The organism is Oceanobacillus saliphilus (assembly GCF_023522835.1).
Taxonomy (GTDB): domain Bacteria; phylum Bacillota; class Bacilli; order Bacillales; family Amphibacillaceae; genus Oceanobacillus; species Oceanobacillus saliphilus.
This window is the reverse complement of record NZ_JALCZU010000017.1, coordinates 20,719-41,210: the sequence shown is the minus strand read 5'-3', so window position 1 is coordinate 41,210 and position 20,492 is coordinate 20,719. Positions and strand designations below refer to the sequence as shown.

Below are 20,492 nucleotides of genomic sequence, written 5' to 3'. Positions count from 1 at the left end.
CAGACGCAGAAATCAGCTTGATAGTTTAGAAAAGAAAATCGACGATATAAACGAACAAATAAAAAAAGGTAATGATTAATGTTTTTTAACGGAGACGTACTTTTGTATTATTGATGCTTAAAATGTGGAAATAAATTGTTAACTATTGTGAAGAATTCTACTTAAAGTAACGGGTGCAAGAGTTAAAGAGGACGATCATAATTGATCGTCTTTTTCGTTCAGAATATTTCTCGTAATATTTTGTTAGTATTGAGGTGACAGTTGTAGAAGTAACGGGCAGATTCGTTTAATAATGTGATAAACTTTATTAAAAATTCAGACAAGGGAGATACGTTTATTTATGTTGCAAGAGATTGAAACTGAACGCTTAGTATTGAGAACTTATAATTTAAATGATGCACCAAGGGCTCAAAAATTAGGAGATGACAAAGCCATAGCTGAGACCACATTTATTCCTTATCCATACACATTAGAAAAAGTTGAGGATTGGATTAGAAATCATTCATCACTTATCGAAAATGGAGACGCTTATCCATTGGCTGTGATATTAAAGAGCGAAAAACAACTTATAGGTACTATAACTATTCGTGTTGACAAAAATCATAATAAAGGCGAGTTAGCATACTGGATAGGCAAAGATTATTGGGGAAAGGGATATGCAACGGAAGCATCTAAAAAAATGCTTGAATTTGGTTTTAGAGAATTAAATCTAAATCGAATTTGGGCACCAGTAATGACTAAGAACAAAGCCTCAGGAAAGGTGATGCAAAAAGTCGGTTTAAGATATGAAGGTACATTAAAACAAGATATTCTAAGGTGGGATAAATACGAAGATGTAGATGTATATGGAATTCTTAAAAAAGATTACAAATAGATGCTTATTGTGCTAAAGGGTGCGTTAGTACAAAAAGGCAGTAGCTTCTTCTGTTAAAGATGTAGGTTTGTTTAATAATAAATGTAATTAATAATAAAAGGGAGGGATTCTGTGGATTTAAAAAAACTAGCATCAGATATATCAAAAATTTATGAATTAAATCCAAAGGTTGAAGCTATATTATTAGGCGGTTCTGTATCAAGAAACTGGTATGATCAATACTCAGATATTGAATTATTTGTTTTATGGAAAGAGTCTCCAACAGATGAAGATAGGAAAACTCCAATCGTAAAATTAGAAGGGGATATCATCGACTTTCATCCATACGAAGAAGAGGAATGGTCAGAAACGTATATTACTGAAGGTGTAAAGTTAGAAATAAGTAACTTTTTAACTGATACAATTAACAAAATAATTAAGGATGTAATTTTTTCTTTTGATACAGATTTGGATAAACAATGTATAGTAGCTACGGTACATAATGGAGTTTCGCTTAGTGGTGATTTGGTTATTAAAAGGATGAAAGAAATAGTTAATAAATATCCTAATGAATTAAGTGTAGCGATGATTAAGGAAAATATTCATTTAGGTAACAGATGGAATAATCGTGATGCTTTACTCAACCGTAAAGACTGGTTAATGCTATATAAAGTAATGGTAGATGTTCAAACTAAAATAATGGGAATACTATTCGGTTTAAATCGTCAGTACGTTCATCATCCTGCTTTCAAGTGGCAAAAACACACACTAAAATCAATGATTATTACCCCAGAAAATATATGTAATCGTTTGGAATCGATTTTTCTGGAAGATCCATTAACATCAATAGGAGAATTAGAGGTAATGATTCAAGAAGTATATGAACTCATACAACGTGAGCATCCTCAAATAGATTTATCTCCAGTTATTGAGAAATCATTATTTGTTAGACCGAAAAATAAAATTAAATAAATCCTTATTAAACTATAGGGTGCTTTATTCAAAGATGACTATCTTGTTAAAGGGATGGCAGTCGAAGATTAGTGGGACGGGAAAGAGAATAATAAAATGTGATTGTGAACTATAAATGATCGGGGTGGAAATTTAATGAAAAACAAGGATACTATTTATGATATTGTCGTGCATGTTGTCAATTGGCTCTTACTCGGATTTCTCGGTTTTATCGCATTTTTCTCTATAGTAAATATCAGCCCAGCCCCAAGACCCTACGGTCTCCTAATCGGTTATGATTTTATAATGTTGCTAATCTGGGGAGGTAATTACTGGTACCAATACAAGAAAAGAAAATGGATTGTGCTAATAGCTGGAGCCATCCTTTACGTCGTCATTGCTTTGCTTCTCTTAGGTGTAGCCGTGCCACTTCTGGCTAAAATGATTTATTCTTACTAAAATGAATCCGCAACCATACTGAATAAAAATTAAACAGATTTATCACTTTTGGTAAGCTAGCTAATAGAAGCTCAGTTCTTATTGCATTAAAGGGTGCAAGAGTTCAACAGTTACTTCTTGTACTGAAGTGGCGGAATAGTTAAACAATATTTTTGTCCTTATGATAAAATATAGTGAGTAAAAATGAGCGGGATTTTTTTTAGGAGGGAATATTATTTTGATAAAAAAAGCTACAAAATATGATGATTTAATAGCTTTGCTTCTTACTTTTCTTCTTGCACCTATAATTGGAAATGGTATTTTAGGACTATATATTGATTTAGATAATATATTTTTATCATCTTCATTAGTATGTATTTTCATAATTTTATCCTTTGCTTTTTTAGATTACTTACTACGCTATTAACAAGCTTTATAATGTATCAAGTTAAAATTAAGAATAAGAAGTAAAATGGACCAATATAATTAAGATTGTGAAAAATGTACTTAAACAAACGGGTGCAATACCTCAAAAAAAAAAGGAGAAAAGTATATGAGATACCTAATATTGTTAACTCCATCAATAAATTGGAGAGATGGTGTAGTCTTACACAATCAACCGTTCATGCCTGAACATGCTGTGTATGTTCAAACCGAATATAATAAAGGAAATATAGTTTTAGCTGGATCATTTGGAGGTTCATCTGGAGGAGCCATAGTAACTGATGCAGAAAATAAAGAAGAAGTTATTAAATTTGCTGAAAACGACCCTACTGTTAAAAATGGTATCTTCAGTTATGAAGTAAAACAATGGGATTACAAAATGAGCAAATTAGAAAATGAAACTCCAAATTTTGACCAGGGGTATATTGATTACAAACATAAGATTCAAAAAGAATTAGGTATTATTTAAGATGTTTCTAGTTCAAGTAACTGGTGCGTTAACACAGTAAGTGGCGAGGGTCTTTTTAATAACTGGCAGGATTATTCAATAACTAAATCTTAGTTAAACTAAAAAGACGTACCCATTTGTACGTCTTTTTGATTTTGATTTAATATAAATTATTTTTTCAATTGCCATTTCAACATATTTTTTTGGGGTTCTATCCTTTTCATTTGTAATTTTTCTAACACTCTTATGGAAGAAAGATTATCATTCTGACATTCAGCGACTATCTTTTCTACATTTTCAAATGAGAAAGCCCACTTTATAATTTCTCTCACTGCCTCTGTTGCATAACCTTTGTTTTGGGCTGAGGGTACAATTCCATATCCTACTTCAACAGTGTTTTCTAGATTGGGTTTGCCTTTAAATCCAATATCACCAATAATAGTGTTATCTTCTTTATTAATAACAAGCCATACACCCCATCCTATAAGAGAAGGGTCCTCTTTTGATTCCTCTAAATACATCTCTATATGAGAACCAATTTCATATTCATCCGTTGTTGAAATAATTTGTAATGTCTCTTCTGTGCAAGGTGTGATTATTAGACTTTGAGTTTGTAATTTCATTTTTTATCTCCTTTTAAATTAGTATTATCACCTCGGTAGCAATTAACAATCTAATTAATTCACTCATATTCATATCCCCTTTTATTTTTTATAAATTTATTTTACAATAAAAATTGAGTTTATAGAAAAAATATTGGTAATTTTCCTTTTTTATTATTAAAACAAATAATATGAATTTAATGTGAAGAAATACACTTAAACTAAAGGGTGCATTACACCAATAAGAATCTTTAACTACGTAAGTTATATGGGAGGGAGTAGTTAAGATGAAGAAGTACATTAACAAAGGGAATATAATAATATTTTTGTTGGGATTTATATCATACTTTATAATTTCTATAATCGTACAACTAATATGGTGAGTCTTCTGTGAAGCGTAAATCGAAACAACAAAATGTCTTATTGTCCTAATTGGTGCTTTAATTCAAGAAAGATGTATGGATTTTCTTTTTAAAGATTGGGGAGTTTTATTTGAATTTTGGAATGTCACTTTTATTTTTAATGACTTTAATTAGTGTTTTTTTTGCTTGGAAAGATTGTAGAAAAAAAGTTAAGAAAGCAGAAGGCGAAGAAGAAATAAGAAATGTATTTGTTCCTTTTCTTCTCACAATATTTCTATTTATTTTAGCAATTGTTGTATTTATTTTTTAAGCTAAATGGCACATTAATTGATAAAGGAATAGAGGTGAAAATAGTGCCAACGCCAATTATATTACTCATATTACTAATATTAATATTAATTTTTAGAGGCGTGCAAAACGGAAGTATGAAATTTACTGTTAAAATGTTTCTTTTAGGTTTAATTATAACTATCATATTTATTAATGTGATTATGTTTTTCATCTTGTAAAATACACACTATGTGAACTATTGTACTTAAAATATCGGGTGCAATAGTTAAACAAGGCGGTCATCAAAACGGTCGTCTTTTTTCTTCTAGAAATTTATTTGAAGATAACAGCCATCTCCACTGATTTTATAGTTACGTACAAGGTATTGTTCTTGAGTTTTAATGAATGATAAATATGGTTGATGGTTAGTGCTCTGTGTAATAATAGTTAGAAAAGCATGTATATAAAACCCCAATTTGACTTGATTTAATTTAATGGTATATCGCTCAATAACTCCATTACCCTCTAATTTCGCAACTCTAGCTGAAGTAGCCGGTCGAGTCAAATAAACTTTCTCTCCCAACTCTTTCATTGTAATCCGACTGTTCTTAGACAGTTCATTTATGATCTGCATGTCCGTATTATCTACCGTTTATATAACTCTTTCATTAATTAAAGTCAAACGATCAATTGACTTTGTTTAGCCCATGTATATATAGTATGTCAAAGTTTAAACTAAAATAATATCGAATAAAAGAACAGGAGTGATTGATTATGAATATACATCACATTCGTAATGCAACAGAAGTTGTAGAATATGCAGGCAAAAAGTTTTTGATTGATCCAATGTTAGCGGAAAAAGGGACTATGCCGCCTTTTGGAACACCTGTTGGTTTACCCCCTGCACCAAGAGAAGACCAAAATAATCCTTTGGTAAACTTACCTACATCCATTGACAATATTATATATAATATTGATGCTGTCATTGTCACTCATCTACATCCTGACCATTGGGATAAAGCTGCGATTGAAGCATTGCCAAAAGACATCAAACTGTTTACTCAAAATGAAGAAGATGCAACAGAAATAAGAAACACTGGTTTCCAAAATATAGAGGTTTTAAAAGAGAATACCGTTTTTGAGGGCATCCAATTAATTAAAACAAAAGCCGAGCATGGCAGAGGAGAAATCCTAGAACACGCTGGTCATACATGTGGTGTTGTCTTTAAGCATACGAATGAGAAAACATTATACGTTGCTGGCGATACAGTTTGGTATGATGCAGTACAAAAAGTAATTGATACACATAAACCAGAAATCATTGTTGTCAATGCGGGCGATAATCAATTCCTTGTGGGTGGTTCTCTTGTAATGGGGAAGGATGATGTATATGAAGCGTTTAAAGCATCTCCTAACTCAAAAATCATTTGTGTCCACATGGAAGCTGTGAATCACTGGGGATTATCCAGAGAAGAATTAAAGAAATTTATCAATGAAAAAGAAATTGCTTCTAATGTGTTAGTACCAAATGATGGCGAATCATATTCATTTTAATAGAGAAAACAGGCGGAACTATCTCAATTCTGTCTGTTTTTTTATATGTATTATATCAAGTAATTACTCTACGCTTATTAAAATAACCTGCCAATTAGTTTAAGTGAAACCCTTCACAAAATCCACATTTATTTTAGCATAAAATTACAATTACCTACTTGGTTTATGAAAATCAACATGAAATATCATACCAGTTAACATAGTAATACATTGACAAGAGCTATTGTCATTTTGTTATTTGGGTTGCCATTTCGTATGCTAATGCAAGTGTTTATATCAAATAAACATTGATATATAAGGAACAAATAACAGACCAAATCATATGAGAATTGGCTGTTATTTAGTATGCTATTTCGTAGTTTCTCCACCGAAACGGAACTACTCAGACTCGTTCAGTGGTTTCTTACTTGCATAGGTTTACTAGCTATTGAAAAACATGAAAAACTTCTAATTAAAATGGAAATTTGGTGAGAAACTATTGAGAAATAGACGAAGTAAAGGATGTTATCAATGAAAAGATTAATTGGATTTATTATGATTACTAATTTATTTATTTTTACGTATCCTGTTCAAGGCAATAATGATTCCTTACCCGAAATGCAAGTTCACTTTATAGATGTCGGGCAGGGGGATAGTATCCTCATTCAAACGCCTCAAAATAGATCTATCCTTATCGATGGTGGTCCACCTGGTGCGGGTAAGAAAATTCTATCCTATCTCGAAGATCTCGGTATTGAAAAGCTGGATCTCTTAATTGCTACACATCCGGATATTGACCATATCGGAGGTCTCCCAGAGGTTATCGAATCGATTAAAATAGAAAGGATTCTGGATACCGGGAGGCTGCATCCAACCCAAACATTTGCCAACTATATCAATCAGATCAGAAATCACAACATCCCTGTCCAAATTGCAGAAAAGAATGTCCCAATTGAATTGGATGCCATGATTGATATAGAAGTTTGGAATGCTTATGAAAGGTATAAGAATAACAATAAATCATCGATTGTACTTAAACTGTCCTATGGAGAAATAGATTTTTTATTTATGAGTGATGTCGGGAAAGAACAGGAAAAATCATTTCTTGAGGAGTATGACGTACAAGCTGAGATTATAAAGGTGGCACATCATGGCTCCAAAACGAGTTCTTCATTACGTTTTTTACAGGAAGTAGAACCGGAAGTCGCTATTCTTACCTATAGCAAAGAAAATGATTATGGCCATCCGGTTGAACACGTTATTGACAACTTGAATCAAGTAAATTCAATGATCTACTCAACTGCTGCAGTTGGGAATGTTGTCATCAATACAGATGGTTTCGATTATGTTGTGATACCACAGAAGAATCCGATTAAGAAACTAATTGAAGCAATTCGTTAATTAAAATTACTCGCTTAAAAAAGATTATCACTTCCAAGTGTTAATCTTTTTTTTTCTGAAAAAGGTTGACAAAAAAACAATACGGTTATATGGTTAGTTACATAAGTAATTAACCAAAGAAGAAAGGAACCGACCATGAAAAACTCATTAGATGAAAACAAGCCAATATTCCTTCAAATAAAAGAACAACTAGAAGACTCCATTATCGATGGAAGCATTAAGACGGGAGAACGTGTACCATCTACAAATGAATTTGCTGCCTATTATAAAATCAATCCAGCTACAGCTGCAAAAGGGATCAATGAACTTGTGGCCGAAGATATTCTTTTTAAACGAAGGGGTGTTGGTATGTTCGTAACCGAAGATGCAAAGGAAATTTTGATTGAAAAGCGAAAGAAAATATTTTACGAAAACTATATGCTGCCATTAAAGATTGAAGCGAAAAAACTCCATATTGAAGTAAGTGAATTAATGGAAATGGTTAAAAGGGAGGATTAACACATGAAAATTGAAGTTAAAAATCTGTCCAAAAAATATGCTCATAATTTTGCATTAAATAATGTTTCATTTTCATTGGATGAACCTAAAATTTATGGATTGCTCGGAAGAAATGGGGCAGGCAAAACAACTTTTATGGATATTTTATCTGGCCAAATTTTAGCGAGCGAAGGTGAAATTTTAATCAATGGAAAAAACCCATTTGATAATCAGCAGTTAACGGAATCGATTTGTCTCATTAAAGAAGGGCATAATTTCAAAAAGGATCTGAAAGTAAAAAATGTGCTGAAAATCTATTCGTACTTTTATCCCAATTGGGATCAGAAGCGTGCGGAAACATTAATTAAAGCATACAACTTGAATCCAAATTCAAAAATAAAAACGCTATCCAAGGGGATGGAATCGGCACTCGGTATTACTGTAGGCTTGGCAAGCAAAGCACCAATTACCATTTTTGATGAACCATATATCGGCCTTGATGCACCCTCAAGGAAAAAATTCTATGAAATAATGCTGGAGGAGTATCAGGAAGAAAAACGTACCATTATTTTCTCCACACATCTCATCGATGAAGTGAGTTTACTATTTGAAGAGGTTTTGATATTACGGGAAGGTTCCCTTGTCCTACAGGAAGAGTCGGATGTATTACGCGAAAATACAATCGCAGTCTCTGGACAGGAAGATGAAGTGGAGGAGTTCCTTAAAGGAAAAGAAGTCATCCAGAAAAAACAGTTTGCTGGTACGGTGACTGCTTATTTGTATGGAACAAAAGAAGAAGCAAAAATGCACGGATTGCATGTGGAAGGCGTTCCAATCCAGGAACTGATGATTTATTTAACAGAAGGAAAGAAAGGGGCTTGACCGATGGGAAGACAAGTAAAAGGGTTACTCTATTTCTTTATTACGGATATTTTGTATTCATTGAGGATTTTCTGGTTTATTTTGCTTAGTATTTTGGTACTTTCATTGACTATATCCTATTTTCTGCTCAATGTGGAGAACGGTGCATACTATTTCGGCTTCTCATTCCCCATTTATATCTATTGTGGCATTTTAGGATTTCTAACTGTTAAAGAAAGCATCCCTTTTTCACTAAAAATGGGTGCTGTCCGAAAAAATCTTTTTATTAGTATTGGACTATTTTTTCTCGGATTGGCATTTGCCAAGGCTGTTATTGCTAATTCAATACACACTCTGACGTTAGCATTTACAAAGCGTGCAGGAATGCATACATTTGAGTTTATCCATCCTGCTCAAATTTTGGAGGATACATGGCTGAATAGAGTAATCATCGATACAGCCATTATGGTTTTTATGCTTGCAGTTATGTTTATTGTCGGCCTGTTATTTTATAAGTACGGATTATTGGGTGGAGGTTCTGTCGTCGGTTTATCTGCTGTTGTATTACTTGTCGGAATAGCCCAAGGATGGCTGATCGACTATATGATCGAACTGTATGCAGCAATCGATATGCTATTTTTCATTCAAATGCTTGTTGGGGCAATCATCATCTATTGCATTTCTTTCCTATTTTTAAGGAAAATTACAACTGTAAAAGTAAAATAATCAAAAGCGCAGGACGAATGCTCACAATAAGCATTCGTCCCGCGCTTTTGTTAGTTCGCGAGCTCTTTCTTTTTAAAAATAAAGATGGATGCAATCAACAGGATAATCGACAGCATAATAGTTACACTAGCAGTTCCAACCAGGTGTGATGGAATACTTTCAGTTAATAGCATTTCAAAAATATAATTGGATAGATTATTAGGACTCCAATTTAATAGATGATGAAAGACTTGCGTAATGACCCGCATAACCATGATGGTGAATATCGTTAGAAATGCAACAAGACCAGGGGTTTTTATCATTGCATTATAAAAAATCGATAACGTTACAACAAATGTAAGCCATAGTCCATAAAAGAGCACAATTAAAAGAAAGTTTTCAAATGATAACTCTCCATAAAGAATATTAATATAATACCAGCTTGCGAGCATTCCGAAGAAAAAGGATACCAACGTAAGAATGAGAAGTGCAGCCCATTTCGCAGTTATATAATTGATATACGAAACAGGTTTCACAAGAATAAGTTCGGAAATGCCGCTTTTCCGTTCCCCGGCAATCGTACCCATCGAGATGAGCACGATAATCAGTACACCGAGTGTGCTGAATTGGGCAAGACTCATCATAACTACTTCAGCAGGAGCGAAATCAGGAAGTTCAAATACGGTTCCTTCGGGTAATCCTCCAACGGCTTCTATAATCTGTGGCATGTAATAGTTGGAAATCGGATCCATAATCGCCAATATAATCATAACTAACGGTACCCAGATCCATTTCTTATTGCGCCAGTTCTCTACCATTTCTTTTTGGAAAAGTGTCATCCATTGCATTCGTTTTTCACCACTTTCATAAACATATCTTCAAGGGATGCTCTGTCGAGTGTGAAACTTGTCATTTCCCAATTCTGCTGTGCTGCTGTAGTCAGTATTTCCTGCCTCGCTAAACGGATATCTGTAGCTTTAACTAGCAGTACATCTCTTTCCATATAACTGTTTGAGATACTTTCGAGAGCGTTTATTTTGGATTGATAACCTTCCAGATTTTCCTTGAACTGAAGTTTAATCGTTGAGGTTTGATATTTTTGTCTTAATTCACTCATGGATCCTGCTTCAACTATTTCACCTTGGTGAAGAAGCAGGAGCTCATCACTTATCTCATCTGCATCACTTAAAATGTGGGTCGAGAACAGAATGGACATTTCATGCTTCAATTCTTCCATTAATGTTAAAACTTCTCTTCGGCCAATCGGATCCAATGATGATACAGGCTCATCCAGCATAAGCAGTTTAGGTTTATGAATAATCGCTTGAGCGATACCGAGTCGCTGCTTCATTCCTCCAGAGTATTTTCCAATCCGTTGGTTCTTTGCATCATAGATACCGACTTTCTTAAGCAACTCTTCTGCACGTGTTTTTGCCTCCATTTTGGGTAAAAACGCGAGCCTGCCACTATATATTAAAAACTCCAAGCCGGTCATCCAAGAATAGAAGACGGGATATTGCGGCAGGTATCCGATATACTTTCGAATATCATCATTCGGTTTCATATTTGTAAACGTTACGGACCCTTCATTTGGCTTGAGAAGACCAGCTAACGTACGCAATATTGTCGTTTTTCCTGCGCCGTTTGGGCCAATTAGAGCAATGCATTTTCCGTATTGGAATTCAAAATTTATGTTTTTGACTGCAGTTTTATCCTGATATGTTTTCGTAAGGTTTTTCACGGTTAATAATGTCATTTAATCGCGTCTCCTTCCAAAGATAAAATAAAGAACGGGTCCAACAATATTTATAAATACAATGATAAAAACCCACATCCATTTTGATCCCCGTGTTTCATCAGCTTTTACCAAATCAATGATTGCGACAATAAGTAATATGAACTGGATCATAATAAACGGTGCAATAATTGCCCAATTTATTGACTCCATCAGTTCTTGCATGATTAACGACCTCCAATGATTTGAATTTATGCACCGAGTAAAAATGGGATTAAAAGTGCCAGCCCAATGATGCCTAGAAGTATGATCCATGCCAATGGCCTTGCGAGATTAATCGTCCAGCCAACACCAAAACGTTTTTCCAGAAACAATGCAGGGTCTTGCTTATTATAATAAAATTGACCAAGCTTCCAGTATTTATCATCATCACGATTAATAATCTTTCCTGATTTACTTGAAGTGCTTTTTATTCGGCTTCCGCCTTGACCTGTAGTAATGGAGAGAATAACAGCGCCCATTATCAATCCAAATGTTATTACTAACGGTACCGCAGTTAAAAACTGTTGGTGAATCGGATAAATAATGGAGAGTTGAATCAAAGAGAACATCAGGCTTAATGCCAGCCCCGAAATGATGATATAGGCAGACCATCTTCTTCGGAATAGTATATTTCCCCTCATGGATTCTTCGGGATTTTCCGGATCTATCTGCTGTTTTGCTTTGCCGATCATTGTATTAATAAATAGAAAAAGCATAATTATATACATTTGCAATATGGGATTAATGAGAACCGTGCGATGTGATTTATCAGCCCAATTTGTTACCTCTCCTGCAAAGTTGTACTGCATAGGAATGCGCTCAGGAATTTGTTGATACGATTGGATTGTAATAACGAATGTAATGATTGCAATAAGAAAAGAAATAATAAACCATAAATTAGAATGGGTAAGTCGATGATTGCGGAATCTTATGTCAATGAATACTTGCTGAGATTTTTCCTTTGACCAGTTTTCTTTTTCCTTCATTCGTTTCATCTCTCGGTGAAATTTTAAATAAATAAGGAAACTAATTATTATATAAAGAACAATACTAACCGTGAACAGAATACTCATTACGAATTCATGAGACAATACCAGACTGCTAATCAAGAAGATGAATGAAGTCATCAGACTTAGAATCCCAGTAAACACAGCATACCTATTACGCAAAGCCTTTAGTTCCTTAGTATTGTAGATTTCTTCCGGTATGGAAATACCAAAACTCTCTGTTCTTCTTGTCCAGTAGGGGATAAACATGGTAGATATAAAAACAGGAATTAAGATCAACAGAAAGACAAGTATAAAACTACTCATATTTTTCACCTCCCTTATTAAAATCGCTAAAGATATCGCTGCATACCTCTAAAAATTCTTTCTCGCTCAGTCCTCGGCTGATGGATTCAGAAATGAGGGGATGGAGTTTGAATTTTAACTGGTTCATATATGCTTCGTCTGCTTGTGGTACGCCATCAGGATTGATGACAACACCTTTTTGACGGTGGATGAGTATAAAGCCTTCCTGCTTCAACTGCTGATAAGCTTTATTAACTGTGTGGAGATTAATGCCGATATCAGCGGCTAGTGATCTTACAGAAGGCAATGCTTCACCAGGGTGGAGTTGCTTTTTGGCGATGCCTTCCACTACCTGGTTTCTTAATTGAATATAGATGGGTTCGTTCGATTCCAAATCCAGCCGAATCAGCACGATAACACGCTCCTTTCATTATGTTCTATCTGTTATATTTGAAGTATAACAGATATACCAGGTGAGAAGCAATAAGAAAAAACAGAGGTACATTTTAAAAAAGGGTTGTGTTTTGAGGTACAATTTCAAATAAACTACTGAAATGGCATTAGAATTGATGGATAAAATGGCAAATTAAAGTCATTTAATTAGACGGCTTTTATTATTATAATGACAAGGAAAATGTTAATTTTTAAAAATCGCTACTTTACGGTAAGGCAATCTTGTAAAATATTGTCCTTGGAGTGTTGTTTAGTAGTAATAAGAATGGATCATTATCTACCCAGTTGCCAGGCGTAAGGATAGGACTTGCGGTATGAATATTGCTTATTTTTTGTTCGGTTACTGTCCATACTATATTTTCGGTATTCATATTATTTGCCGCCTTTACATAATCCTAATAAACCATTAAAATCAATAATATAAGTATGCACTTTGAAGATATATAGTATGTAAAAGGATACTATTGGAGGTAAAGATGAATATTAAACCTGAATATTGTAAAGTACACGATGCTCTTTCCATCTTAGTTGGGAAATGGAAGCCTATCATCTTATTGTATCTAATGTCGGAAGGCACAATGAGATATGGAGAATTAAAAAAGACACTTGTAGGCATTACCCCAAAAATGCTAACAAATCAATTACGAGAACTAGAGGAGGAGGGGCTCATACATCGCGAGGTATATCGTGAAGTCCCACCTAAAGTAGAATATTCTATAACAGAGTATGGAATGACATTGAAACCGATTTTAGATTCAATGCACGAATGGAGTATGAAACATAAAAAGAGAAAATTGAAAAATACAATGGATTAACATTTCCTTCCTTGTGATCATGAAGACAATTTTTCTTCAACTAACTCGGCGGATTGTTTAATAAGAACAGAGAGGTTATGCAAATTTAAAAACCTGCAGTCATTGGAGAGTAAATTGTACTGATGATAGTATTTTGTATCAAAAAATATTTTTTTAGCTTATGTTCATTGAAACTGTTTACTTTTCTCTATCGTATATATAATAATTAAACTATTATGTATATTAGGAGGAAGTGTGATCATTATGAAAAAGAGGTTCAATTTATTATTACTCTTATTTGTACTATTGCTCTCAGCTTGTAACAATGAAGCCGAATTATCTGGGAAAACCTTTAAAGTTGCATATCCTTCGCCAGTAAAGGAAATGGATGATCCTAATAGATATAACCCTATTATGACATTAGAATTTATAGATGAAAATGTAGTTCATAATACCATTTACGGAGAGGGAACATATGAGTTAAATGACGATGTACTTGTCCTTTATTTTGAAAATGAAAATGAAAATTTAGAAATAAGTTTTAAAGTTAAAGAAAGCGAGAAAGATTTCAGCGAGTACTCAGCGGTATTGAGTGATGTTGATTTTGAAATGACAGATTCGGATAAAATAAGCTACTTTAAAAATTTGGCTTTTCGTTTAACGAAAGAAATGCCAATTGAATTCCTAAAAGAATAGCCATTATAGGTCAACTTTTAGCTATTATAATAACTGGTTCGATGGTGAAACAAGCGAGATCATGTTATATGATGGTCATTTTTTTTCGAAATATTACAATTTAAATAATAAGGCTTTATGTTAATATTTGTTTATAGATATTGAACTATCGCAACAGGTACTTAGTAGCTACATAAAGAGGTGATCTTAAATGAACGGCTGGTTATACGGATTATATGCTGTAATAATAGCAATAGTATCCATATTTACAGGGGAAATCGTAACGTTTGTTATGCTTGGATTTATTTTAATAAGTCTTCAAAATATCCATTCTACATTAAAGGAAATATTAAAAGTTAATAAAGAGAAAATTGACTAACTGGTGTAAGGTACAATAAAGACAATCCAAATTTAATATAGGAGGTATTGGTTGGCACATAAAATATAATTAAATAGTGTATAGATCGATTATTGTATGAATAGAGAGGTAAAGCGAAGAATATGGGAAATGTGTATGTTAGAGATATTGATGATACCAATGAATCTATAGTAAGAAATATAAAAGTAAAAGCTGGACAAGAAAAATATATTGAATCTGTAGATGAATGTTTACAAGAAGCTGATACTTACCAAGAATGGCATCCAGTGGCTATATATAATGATGAAGCTATTATTGGATTTGCTATGTACGGTTCTTTTGGGGCTAATAAGGATACATGGATTGATAGAATAATGATAGATGAAAAATATCAAGGTAAAGGCTTTGGTAGAAAAGCAATGATAAAACTTATTGATATCGTTTCGAAAGAATATGGGGTAAATGATATATATTTAAGTATCATCGAAGAGAATGAAGCAGCTTATCATTTATATAAAAGTATCGGATTTAAGTTCATGAATGAAAGAGACCCAAATGGAGAACTTTTATTTAAGTATACGATTAAATAGTATTGCACGAAATGGTACGTTACTACATAAGTGGCGAGCATCTTTTGGTATCTGGCTGGATTGTAGAATAAAGTGTGGAATAATACTGTAATATAAATATTGAAAATTGAAACTATTATCAGTTGAAATCGTATTACGGATATCAACGGAGGTGGATTATGGGTACAATTGGTACGATAGCTACGATTGTTACTGGAATATTTATAATTTATTTAGGTTATCTAATTGGGATGAAAAAAATGCTATCCTTAATCATAGGTTATAGTGACAATACATTTTACGGTGATAAAGATAAATATGCCAAAAGAACAGGATTGACCGCAATAATATTAGGAATTATAGTCGTCGCAATGCCATTGGTAGTTTTAATACTTGGTGAAGACGCTGTTCAGATATTTAAATACATTATCGGTATATATGTCGTGATAATGATTTTTGTTGGAAATTATTGGAGATTTCGATTTTAGACCGAGCCTTTAATTTAGCTAATCAGGAATTATGATATGCCATTATCGACTATATCTGGCATTATTTTTTATGATATATGGAGACAGGCTTGCTAAAAAAGACACGTTATCTCAACGTGCCTTTTCCTCAAGATTACTCATTTCTAAAAACTGGCGAATTTCTTCCGCGACAACCTTATACTCGGAAAAAATAATACTAAAATGGTTACTTCCTGGAACCTCTATAAACCTGCTATTCTTCCATTTAGCCGCTAAATGCTGACCCGTTTCTTTCGATAATAAATAAGCGGTTGGATGATACAAACAATTTGGTGCGTAAAATAGAAGCGCAGGGACGTGAATGTCATTGTGATATTGATTAACAGACGTACGATATAAAGCTTCAATTTCTTGGTCGATAATAGCTTTTGTTGTTCTTGTAGAGACAGTTCCATTAGGATGGTGGTGCACATCTGCATAGAAATATTCCTGAACGTACGAATTCCAAGGTTGGAAAAAAGGTTTCGTTTTCAAATCTTCGGTATATTCATTGAAATTAGCGTATACTTGGCCGAGTCTCTCAAAAGAAGGTTTTAATACTTCCTCTAATTCGCGATTTAAATCCTCCCCGCCATCAACTAATAGTAACCTTTTTACGCTTTCAGGGTACGTCGCTGTAAAACAGATCGAAATCATTGCACCGAGAGAATGTCCCATTATAATAGCGTTATCGATTTGAAAATGTGTTAAAACATGCCGGATATCTTGCGCATGCTGTGGAATGTTGTATCCACCGGTCGGCTTTTCGCTGTCACCACGCCCACGTAAATCAACCGCCAAAACGCGGTAAGAAGGAGTGAGCTGTTCGGCAACTGCATCCCAAAACCGCGCATTAGCAGTTATGCCGTGTATACAAACAATTGGCTCCCCAGTTCCGCCGTAATCAACAACATGAATTTGAACTCCACCTGCATCGACTTTATGATTCGTAATTTGCATATATAATCCTCCTCCTAAAAAAGTATTATACAAAAAGGAGGTAACAAAAGAGTTACAGTGGTTAGGGCAATCCCCTTAAATATTATTCGTTACGTCTGTTTTTCCATCCACATACTTATCAACAAGTAATGAATAGTCATACCAACAAATTTTAGAATATATCCACAAAATCCACAATTAAACATCGATTTATCCACGTTCAATTGTTGAAAAGTAGGGTTGATTTAGTAGTGTTAGTTAACATTATCAACAGATGCACAATTTGCTGTGGATAAAAGTGAGATTATTTTAGAAAACTTAGTTGTCACCAAGCCTTTTGATGACAACCTTCCATGCCAAATAGAAAAAACCGAAGCAGTTAGCTTCGGTTTCCTCTTTGTGTAATCTGATTGTAAACACGATCTGCATTTTTAAACTCTTTCTGATACAGGACTTCCTGCGTTTTGGAAAGAAACTTCTCAGATTGACCAGGTTTCAATTTAGCCATCATGATCCCTCACTTTAATGACTAGAATGCCCGTTAAGCAACTATTTATGCACTGGATTTATGAAACTTAAGAAACTTCTTCACCGGTAGCTTCTGTCTCGATCGTTCTGAATTGCTGATAAGACATATAATGATTTTTTGTAATGACGAAGAGATCATAAATTTCTTCGTCAGGATTAACCTTTGCATAGACTTCCGGATATATTTCATTGCCTAAAGCAGCATATGGTAATTTTAATACTGCATGTAAGGAACGTTTATTTGTTTTTCTTACTTTCATAAATATTCCTTCAATCTCATAGGAGAAAAATAATAAATCAAAGAATTGCTCTTTAGCTTGTTTATTGTATCCTTTTCCGAAGTACGGTTGCCCAATCCAGGTAGCTAAAAATCCGTGATTTTCATGAATATCAAAAAGATTGATCGTACCAATCGGTTGATAATACTCATCTATAATCGTTCGGGAGATTAATTCTCCGTTTTCTTCAGCTTCAATTGTTTGTTTTGTAGTGAAATAAAATTCATCACTCGAGTTTGCTTTATGCCTTACATAGGGGAAAACATTCGGATGTGCCATTAATTCATAAAGTACAGGCACCTCATGTAAATCACGCATTTTAAGCATAAAAAATACCCTCCTCATTCCAGGCGGGTAAAAACACGGATTTCTCCATAAGGAAATCCAGTGAGTGTCCCACCCTCGAATTTTTATTTTAGCGTTCAACAAAAATTCGGGGTGGGAATCGAACCCACTAGAACCAGATAAACTGGTGGCGCACCATTTGCCTTCCCTATATAATTCTGTGTTGTAAAGTAATACGATCCATTCATCTCTTTCGTATTTTGGTATTTTTATTTTACAATTTTTTTATTTAAAAGGGAACTGTTTTTTTGTAAATTTTTATTAAAATTTTCTTACCTGTATAAGGGCAAAGAAATTCATCGAGAGACTTAGGATAATGTTTTCGTTTTCTTTGCATCAGCAAGCTGTTTTAAGGCATCGTTCAACTCTGGATAGTTGAACTCAAACCCCTGTTCCAAAGCCTTTTGTGGCAATACATATTGTCCTTTTGTAATTAACTGTCCCATTTCCCCAATCGTAGCGTGAATGAGCGTGGAAGGTGTCCGAAACCAGTATGGTCGCTTCAGATTTTTTGAAAGTATTTTCATGAATTCTTTATTTCTTTTTGGTTTCGGTGCAGTAAAATTAACCGGACCTTCAAGCTGAGGTTCGAATAGACAGTATTCAATCAGATTTACAGCATCCTGGATATGAATCCAAGACATCCATTGTTCCCCATTTCCGATTTTTCCACCAGTTAACATTTTGACGGGAATGCTCATTAAAGGAAGTGAACCTTCATTGCCAAGGACGATACCGAATCGGGCATAAATCGTTCTGATACCCATTGATTCAGCCTGGCGGGCAGCTTCTTCCCATTTAACTGTTACTTCTGCGAGGAAATCTTTCCCTGGTTTCGTGGTGGCTTCGGTATATATTAGATCCTCAGATGTTCCATAGTATCCGACAGCTGAACCACTGATGAAAACTTTTGGTTTGGTTTTCATGTTTTTAATCAGTTCAATAATCTGATTCGTAGCATCTAGTCTGCTTTTAATAATGTCATCTTTCTTTTTGGAAGACCAGTAGCCAAAAAGTGACTCACCGGCTAAATTAATGACTCCATCTATGATTGGAAGCCTATCAGATGGATAATTATATGGTATGTACGTAGTATTGATTGTGTTCGTCTTGTTGTTGGCAGATCGAGTAAGTATATACGTATGATTTCCTTTTTCATGCAAGGATTTGGATAGATGTTTGCCAATGAAACCAGAACCGCCGCTTATAAGAAAATTCAAGTTGTAGCCCTCCCATGTAAAAATTGCATTCTTTATTATTATATACATCAATTTGGTTCTTACTGTATTGAAATAGTAATTAATTTTTATTTACAATGCATCATCCCTTAACTTTCTGAGTCTGCTTTCTTCTATGTCTCTTTGAATGCCGAACACTGGTCGGTATAACGATTATTCTGTTATTATAAATGAAAGGGGTGGGATCATTGAGAAAAATTACCCGAATCACGACACAAGTAAAACATAAGAATCGGTTCAATATCTTCTTAAGTACTTCTAATGGAGAAGAGTATGGCTTTAGTGTGGATGAAGCTATATTAATCGAGTTTCGGTTGCGTAAAGGACAGGAATTGGAAGAATCCATGATCGCCACACTTATTCAGAAAGATACATTACATAAATCATATACCCAAGCAATCAACTTTTTAAGCTACCGCATGCGAACGAAGAAGGAAATCATCGATTATCTGGTAAAAAAAGAAGTCGATGAAGAACATATTGATCAGATTATAAAGAAGCTTACGGATGAAAAATTGATTGATGATGAGCAGTTTGCATTGATGTTTGTTCGCTCAAGAATGAATACTTCCTCGAAAGGGCCCAAAATGATTAAAAAAGAATTAATCGATAAAGGAGTCACTAAGCTTATAGCAGATTCTGCACTCCATCATTATCCATATGAGAAGCAATATGAAAAAATAAAAAAGCTCATCGGTAAGAAAGTAAATTCCAGTAGGAAAGAATCCTTTCGCAAACAGACCCAACAGCTTCAGACGAACTTACTGCAAAAGGGGTTTAGTCAGGAAGCAATTAAAGAGGCATTTGCTGGAATTGAGGAAGGAAAGAACCAGGATGGTGAATGGGATGCCCTTGTTTATCAAGGGGAAAAGCTGTTGAGAAAACACGAAAAGAAACATGAAGGATACGCATTACGGCAAAAAGTGACAGAAGGTTTATATCGAAAAGGGTTTGCTTTTGAGCTGATTAATAAATTTCTGGATGATAGAGAAGAGCAATAAACTGTTCCCATTAGATCAAACAATTGTTAAAATAATAGTGGGGAAGGGGATGACAACATGAATTATCGATATAGCGATTATTCAATCGAACAGTTACATAGAGAAATAGGTTTATTAAAAGAAAAAGCTCAGAAAGCAGAGCAATTGGGCAATATTTCGGAAGTACAGATAAATGAACGCAAAATGCAGGTTGCTTTGGCATATACACTAAATCCAAGTGACTTTGCTTCCGATGAAATATATCAATTGAGAATGGAACCGGGTTTTACATTTAAAATTAATTATATAAACGGTGTGTTTGCATGGGGGCATCGAATTAATCTTCTCGATGAAATGTATGAAAAAGAGGAGGCCCTCCCGATATCCTTACTTGGAAAAAAAGTAAAAAGTTAAA

28 protein-coding genes and 1 pseudogene are annotated in these 20,492 nt (G+C 34.1%); 18 read left to right on the top strand and 11 right to left on the bottom strand.

Features of this window, described 5'->3' with window-relative positions; translation table 11 throughout:
- Positions 1–340: 340 nt before the first annotated feature.
- From MN204_RS19665 to MN204_RS19645, 5 genes are all read left to right on the top strand, one after another.
- On the top strand, positions 341–874 hold the full coding sequence (locus MN204_RS19665) for a GNAT family N-acetyltransferase (RefSeq protein WP_249872784.1): 534 nt from the start codon (positions 341–343) through the stop codon (positions 872–874).
- A gap of 111 nt (positions 875–985) precedes the next feature.
- Positions 986–1,825 (top strand): DUF4037 domain-containing protein, encoded by an 840-nt coding sequence (locus MN204_RS19660; RefSeq protein ID WP_249872783.1) that lies wholly within the window; start codon positions 986–988, stop codon positions 1,823–1,825.
- 135 nt (positions 1,826–1,960) lie between these two features.
- Positions 1,961–2,263 (top strand): hypothetical protein, encoded by a 303-nt coding sequence (locus MN204_RS19655; protein WP_249872782.1) that lies wholly within the window; start codon positions 1,961–1,963, stop codon positions 2,261–2,263.
- Positions 2,264–2,480: 217 nt separating this feature from the next.
- The gene (locus MN204_RS19650; RefSeq protein ID WP_249872781.1) at positions 2,481–2,669 is read left to right on the top strand and encodes a hypothetical protein; all 189 of its coding nucleotides are present in this window, start codon (positions 2,481–2,483) and stop codon (positions 2,667–2,669) included.
- Between the two features lie 126 nt (positions 2,670–2,795).
- On the top strand, positions 2,796–3,155 hold the full coding sequence (locus MN204_RS19645) for a YciI family protein (RefSeq protein ID WP_249872780.1): 360 nt from the start codon (positions 2,796–2,798) through the stop codon (positions 3,153–3,155).
- Between the two features lie 149 nt (positions 3,156–3,304).
- Here MN204_RS19645 and MN204_RS19640 read toward each other — a convergent pair whose 3' ends face one another.
- Entirely contained in the window at positions 3,305–3,757 is a 453-nt protein-coding gene (locus tag MN204_RS19640; protein WP_249872779.1) for a GNAT family N-acetyltransferase, read from the bottom strand.
- A gap of 471 nt (positions 3,758–4,228) precedes the next feature.
- Here MN204_RS19640 and MN204_RS19635 point away from each other — a divergent pair, with 471 nt between their 5' ends.
- Positions 4,229–4,408 (top strand): hypothetical protein, encoded by a 180-nt coding sequence (locus tag MN204_RS19635; RefSeq protein ID WP_249872778.1) that lies wholly within the window; start codon positions 4,229–4,231, stop codon positions 4,406–4,408.
- Positions 4,409–4,708: 300 nt separating this feature from the next.
- Here MN204_RS19635 and MN204_RS19630 read toward each other — a convergent pair.
- A pseudogene (locus tag MN204_RS19630) lies at positions 4,709–5,002 on the bottom strand (Lrp/AsnC family transcriptional regulator); the annotation flags it as partial.
- 140 nt (positions 5,003–5,142) lie between these two features.
- Between MN204_RS19630 and MN204_RS19625 the strand changes: the two are divergent.
- The 5 genes from MN204_RS19625 (at position 5,143) to MN204_RS19605 (ending at position 9,366) form a co-directional block, all read left to right on the top strand.
- Positions 5,143–5,922, top strand: coding sequence for an MBL fold metallo-hydrolase (locus MN204_RS19625; RefSeq protein ID WP_249872777.1), 780 nt, complete (start codon positions 5,143–5,145; stop codon positions 5,920–5,922).
- Between the two features lie 510 nt (positions 5,923–6,432).
- Positions 6,433–7,302 carry a ComEC/Rec2 family competence protein gene (locus MN204_RS19620; protein WP_249872776.1) on the top strand — a complete coding sequence of 290 codons (870 nt, stop codon included), beginning with the start codon at positions 6,433–6,435 and terminating at the stop codon, positions 7,300–7,302.
- 135 nt (positions 7,303–7,437) lie between these two features.
- Positions 7,438–7,800, top strand: a complete 363-nt coding sequence (locus MN204_RS19615) for a GntR family transcriptional regulator (RefSeq protein WP_249872775.1) — start codon at positions 7,438–7,440, stop codon at positions 7,798–7,800.
- 3 nt (positions 7,801–7,803) lie between these two features.
- Positions 7,804–8,661, top strand: a complete 858-nt coding sequence (locus MN204_RS19610; RefSeq protein ID WP_249872774.1) for an ABC transporter ATP-binding protein — start codon at positions 7,804–7,806, stop codon at positions 8,659–8,661.
- Positions 8,662–8,664: 3 nt separating this feature from the next.
- Entirely contained in the window at positions 8,665–9,366 is a 702-nt protein-coding gene (locus MN204_RS19605; protein WP_249872773.1) for a hypothetical protein, read from the top strand.
- A 50-nt stretch (positions 9,367–9,416) separates the two neighbouring features.
- Here the strand turns inward: MN204_RS19605 and MN204_RS19600 are convergent, their stop codons facing one another.
- The 5 genes from MN204_RS19600 to MN204_RS19580 are packed head-to-tail and all read right to left on the bottom strand — an operon-like array spanning position 9,417 to position 12,826.
- Complete coding sequence (locus MN204_RS19600; RefSeq protein ID WP_249872772.1) at positions 9,417–10,193, bottom strand: ABC transporter permease; 777 nt, start codon at positions 10,191–10,193, stop codon at positions 9,417–9,419.
- Positions 10,181–11,101, bottom strand: a complete 921-nt coding sequence (locus MN204_RS19595) for an ABC transporter ATP-binding protein (RefSeq protein ID WP_249872771.1) — start codon at positions 11,099–11,101, stop codon at positions 10,181–10,183. Before MN204_RS19595 ends, MN204_RS19600 begins: the two co-directional genes overlap by 13 nt.
- Positions 11,102–11,305: a PLD nuclease N-terminal domain-containing protein gene (locus MN204_RS19590; RefSeq protein WP_249872770.1), complete on the bottom strand. Its 204-nt coding sequence runs from the start codon at positions 11,303–11,305 to the stop codon at positions 11,102–11,104.
- Between the two features lie 26 nt (positions 11,306–11,331).
- Positions 11,332–12,435, bottom strand: coding sequence for a DUF1648 domain-containing protein (locus tag MN204_RS19585; RefSeq protein ID WP_249872769.1), 1,104 nt, complete (start codon positions 12,433–12,435; stop codon positions 11,332–11,334).
- On the bottom strand, positions 12,428–12,826 hold the full coding sequence (locus MN204_RS19580) for a GntR family transcriptional regulator (RefSeq protein WP_249872768.1): 399 nt from the start codon (positions 12,824–12,826) through the stop codon (positions 12,428–12,430). Before MN204_RS19580 ends, MN204_RS19585 begins: the two co-directional genes overlap by 8 nt.
- 517 nt (positions 12,827–13,343) lie before the next feature.
- On the opposite strand from MN204_RS19580, the gene MN204_RS19575 reads away from it, so the two are divergent.
- The 5 genes from MN204_RS19575 (at position 13,344) to MN204_RS19555 (ending at position 15,751) form a co-directional block, all read left to right on the top strand.
- On the top strand, positions 13,344–13,682 hold the full coding sequence (locus MN204_RS19575) for a winged helix-turn-helix transcriptional regulator (protein WP_249872767.1): 339 nt from the start codon (positions 13,344–13,346) through the stop codon (positions 13,680–13,682).
- Positions 13,683–13,916: 234 nt separating this feature from the next.
- The gene (locus tag MN204_RS19570; RefSeq protein WP_249872766.1) at positions 13,917–14,357 is read left to right on the top strand and encodes a hypothetical protein; all 441 of its coding nucleotides are present in this window, start codon (positions 13,917–13,919) and stop codon (positions 14,355–14,357) included.
- Between the two features lie 190 nt (positions 14,358–14,547).
- Positions 14,548–14,715: a hypothetical protein gene (locus tag MN204_RS19565; protein WP_249872765.1), complete on the top strand. Its 168-nt coding sequence runs from the start codon at positions 14,548–14,550 to the stop codon at positions 14,713–14,715.
- Positions 14,716–14,837: 122 nt separating this feature from the next.
- A complete protein-coding gene (locus tag MN204_RS19560) occupies positions 14,838–15,284 on the top strand; it encodes a GNAT family N-acetyltransferase (RefSeq protein ID WP_249872764.1) in 447 nt (148 codons plus the stop codon).
- Between the two features lie 158 nt (positions 15,285–15,442).
- A complete protein-coding gene (locus MN204_RS19555) occupies positions 15,443–15,751 on the top strand; it encodes a DUF3784 domain-containing protein (protein ID WP_249872763.1) in 309 nt (102 codons plus the stop codon).
- Between the two features lie 111 nt (positions 15,752–15,862).
- Here the strand turns inward: MN204_RS19555 and MN204_RS19550 are convergent, their stop codons facing one another.
- From MN204_RS19550 to MN204_RS19535, 4 genes are all read right to left on the bottom strand, one after another.
- Positions 15,863–16,729 (bottom strand): alpha/beta fold hydrolase, encoded by an 867-nt coding sequence (locus MN204_RS19550; RefSeq protein ID WP_249872762.1) that lies wholly within the window; start codon positions 16,727–16,729, stop codon positions 15,863–15,865.
- A gap of 358 nt (positions 16,730–17,087) precedes the next feature.
- Positions 17,088–17,216 carry a YfhE family protein gene (locus MN204_RS19545; protein WP_249872761.1) on the bottom strand — a complete coding sequence of 43 codons (129 nt, stop codon included), beginning with the start codon at positions 17,214–17,216 and terminating at the stop codon, positions 17,088–17,090.
- A 67-nt stretch (positions 17,217–17,283) separates the two neighbouring features.
- Positions 17,284–17,841 (bottom strand): GNAT family N-acetyltransferase, encoded by a 558-nt coding sequence (locus MN204_RS19540; RefSeq protein WP_249872760.1) that lies wholly within the window; start codon positions 17,839–17,841, stop codon positions 17,284–17,286.
- A gap of 326 nt (positions 17,842–18,167) precedes the next feature.
- Positions 18,168–19,079 carry a TIGR01777 family oxidoreductase gene (locus tag MN204_RS19535; protein WP_249872759.1) on the bottom strand — a complete coding sequence of 304 codons (912 nt, stop codon included), beginning with the start codon at positions 19,077–19,079 and terminating at the stop codon, positions 18,168–18,170.
- Between the two features lie 206 nt (positions 19,080–19,285).
- Between MN204_RS19535 and recX the strand changes: the two genes are divergently transcribed.
- Positions 19,286–20,098: a recombination regulator RecX gene (gene recX / locus MN204_RS19530; protein WP_249872758.1), complete on the top strand. Its 813-nt coding sequence runs from the start codon at positions 19,286–19,288 to the stop codon at positions 20,096–20,098.
- Positions 20,099–20,155: 57 nt separating this feature from the next.
- Entirely contained in the window at positions 20,156–20,491 is a 336-nt protein-coding gene (locus MN204_RS19525) for a YfhH family protein (protein WP_249872757.1), read from the top strand.
- Position 20,492 lies beyond the last annotated feature (1 nt).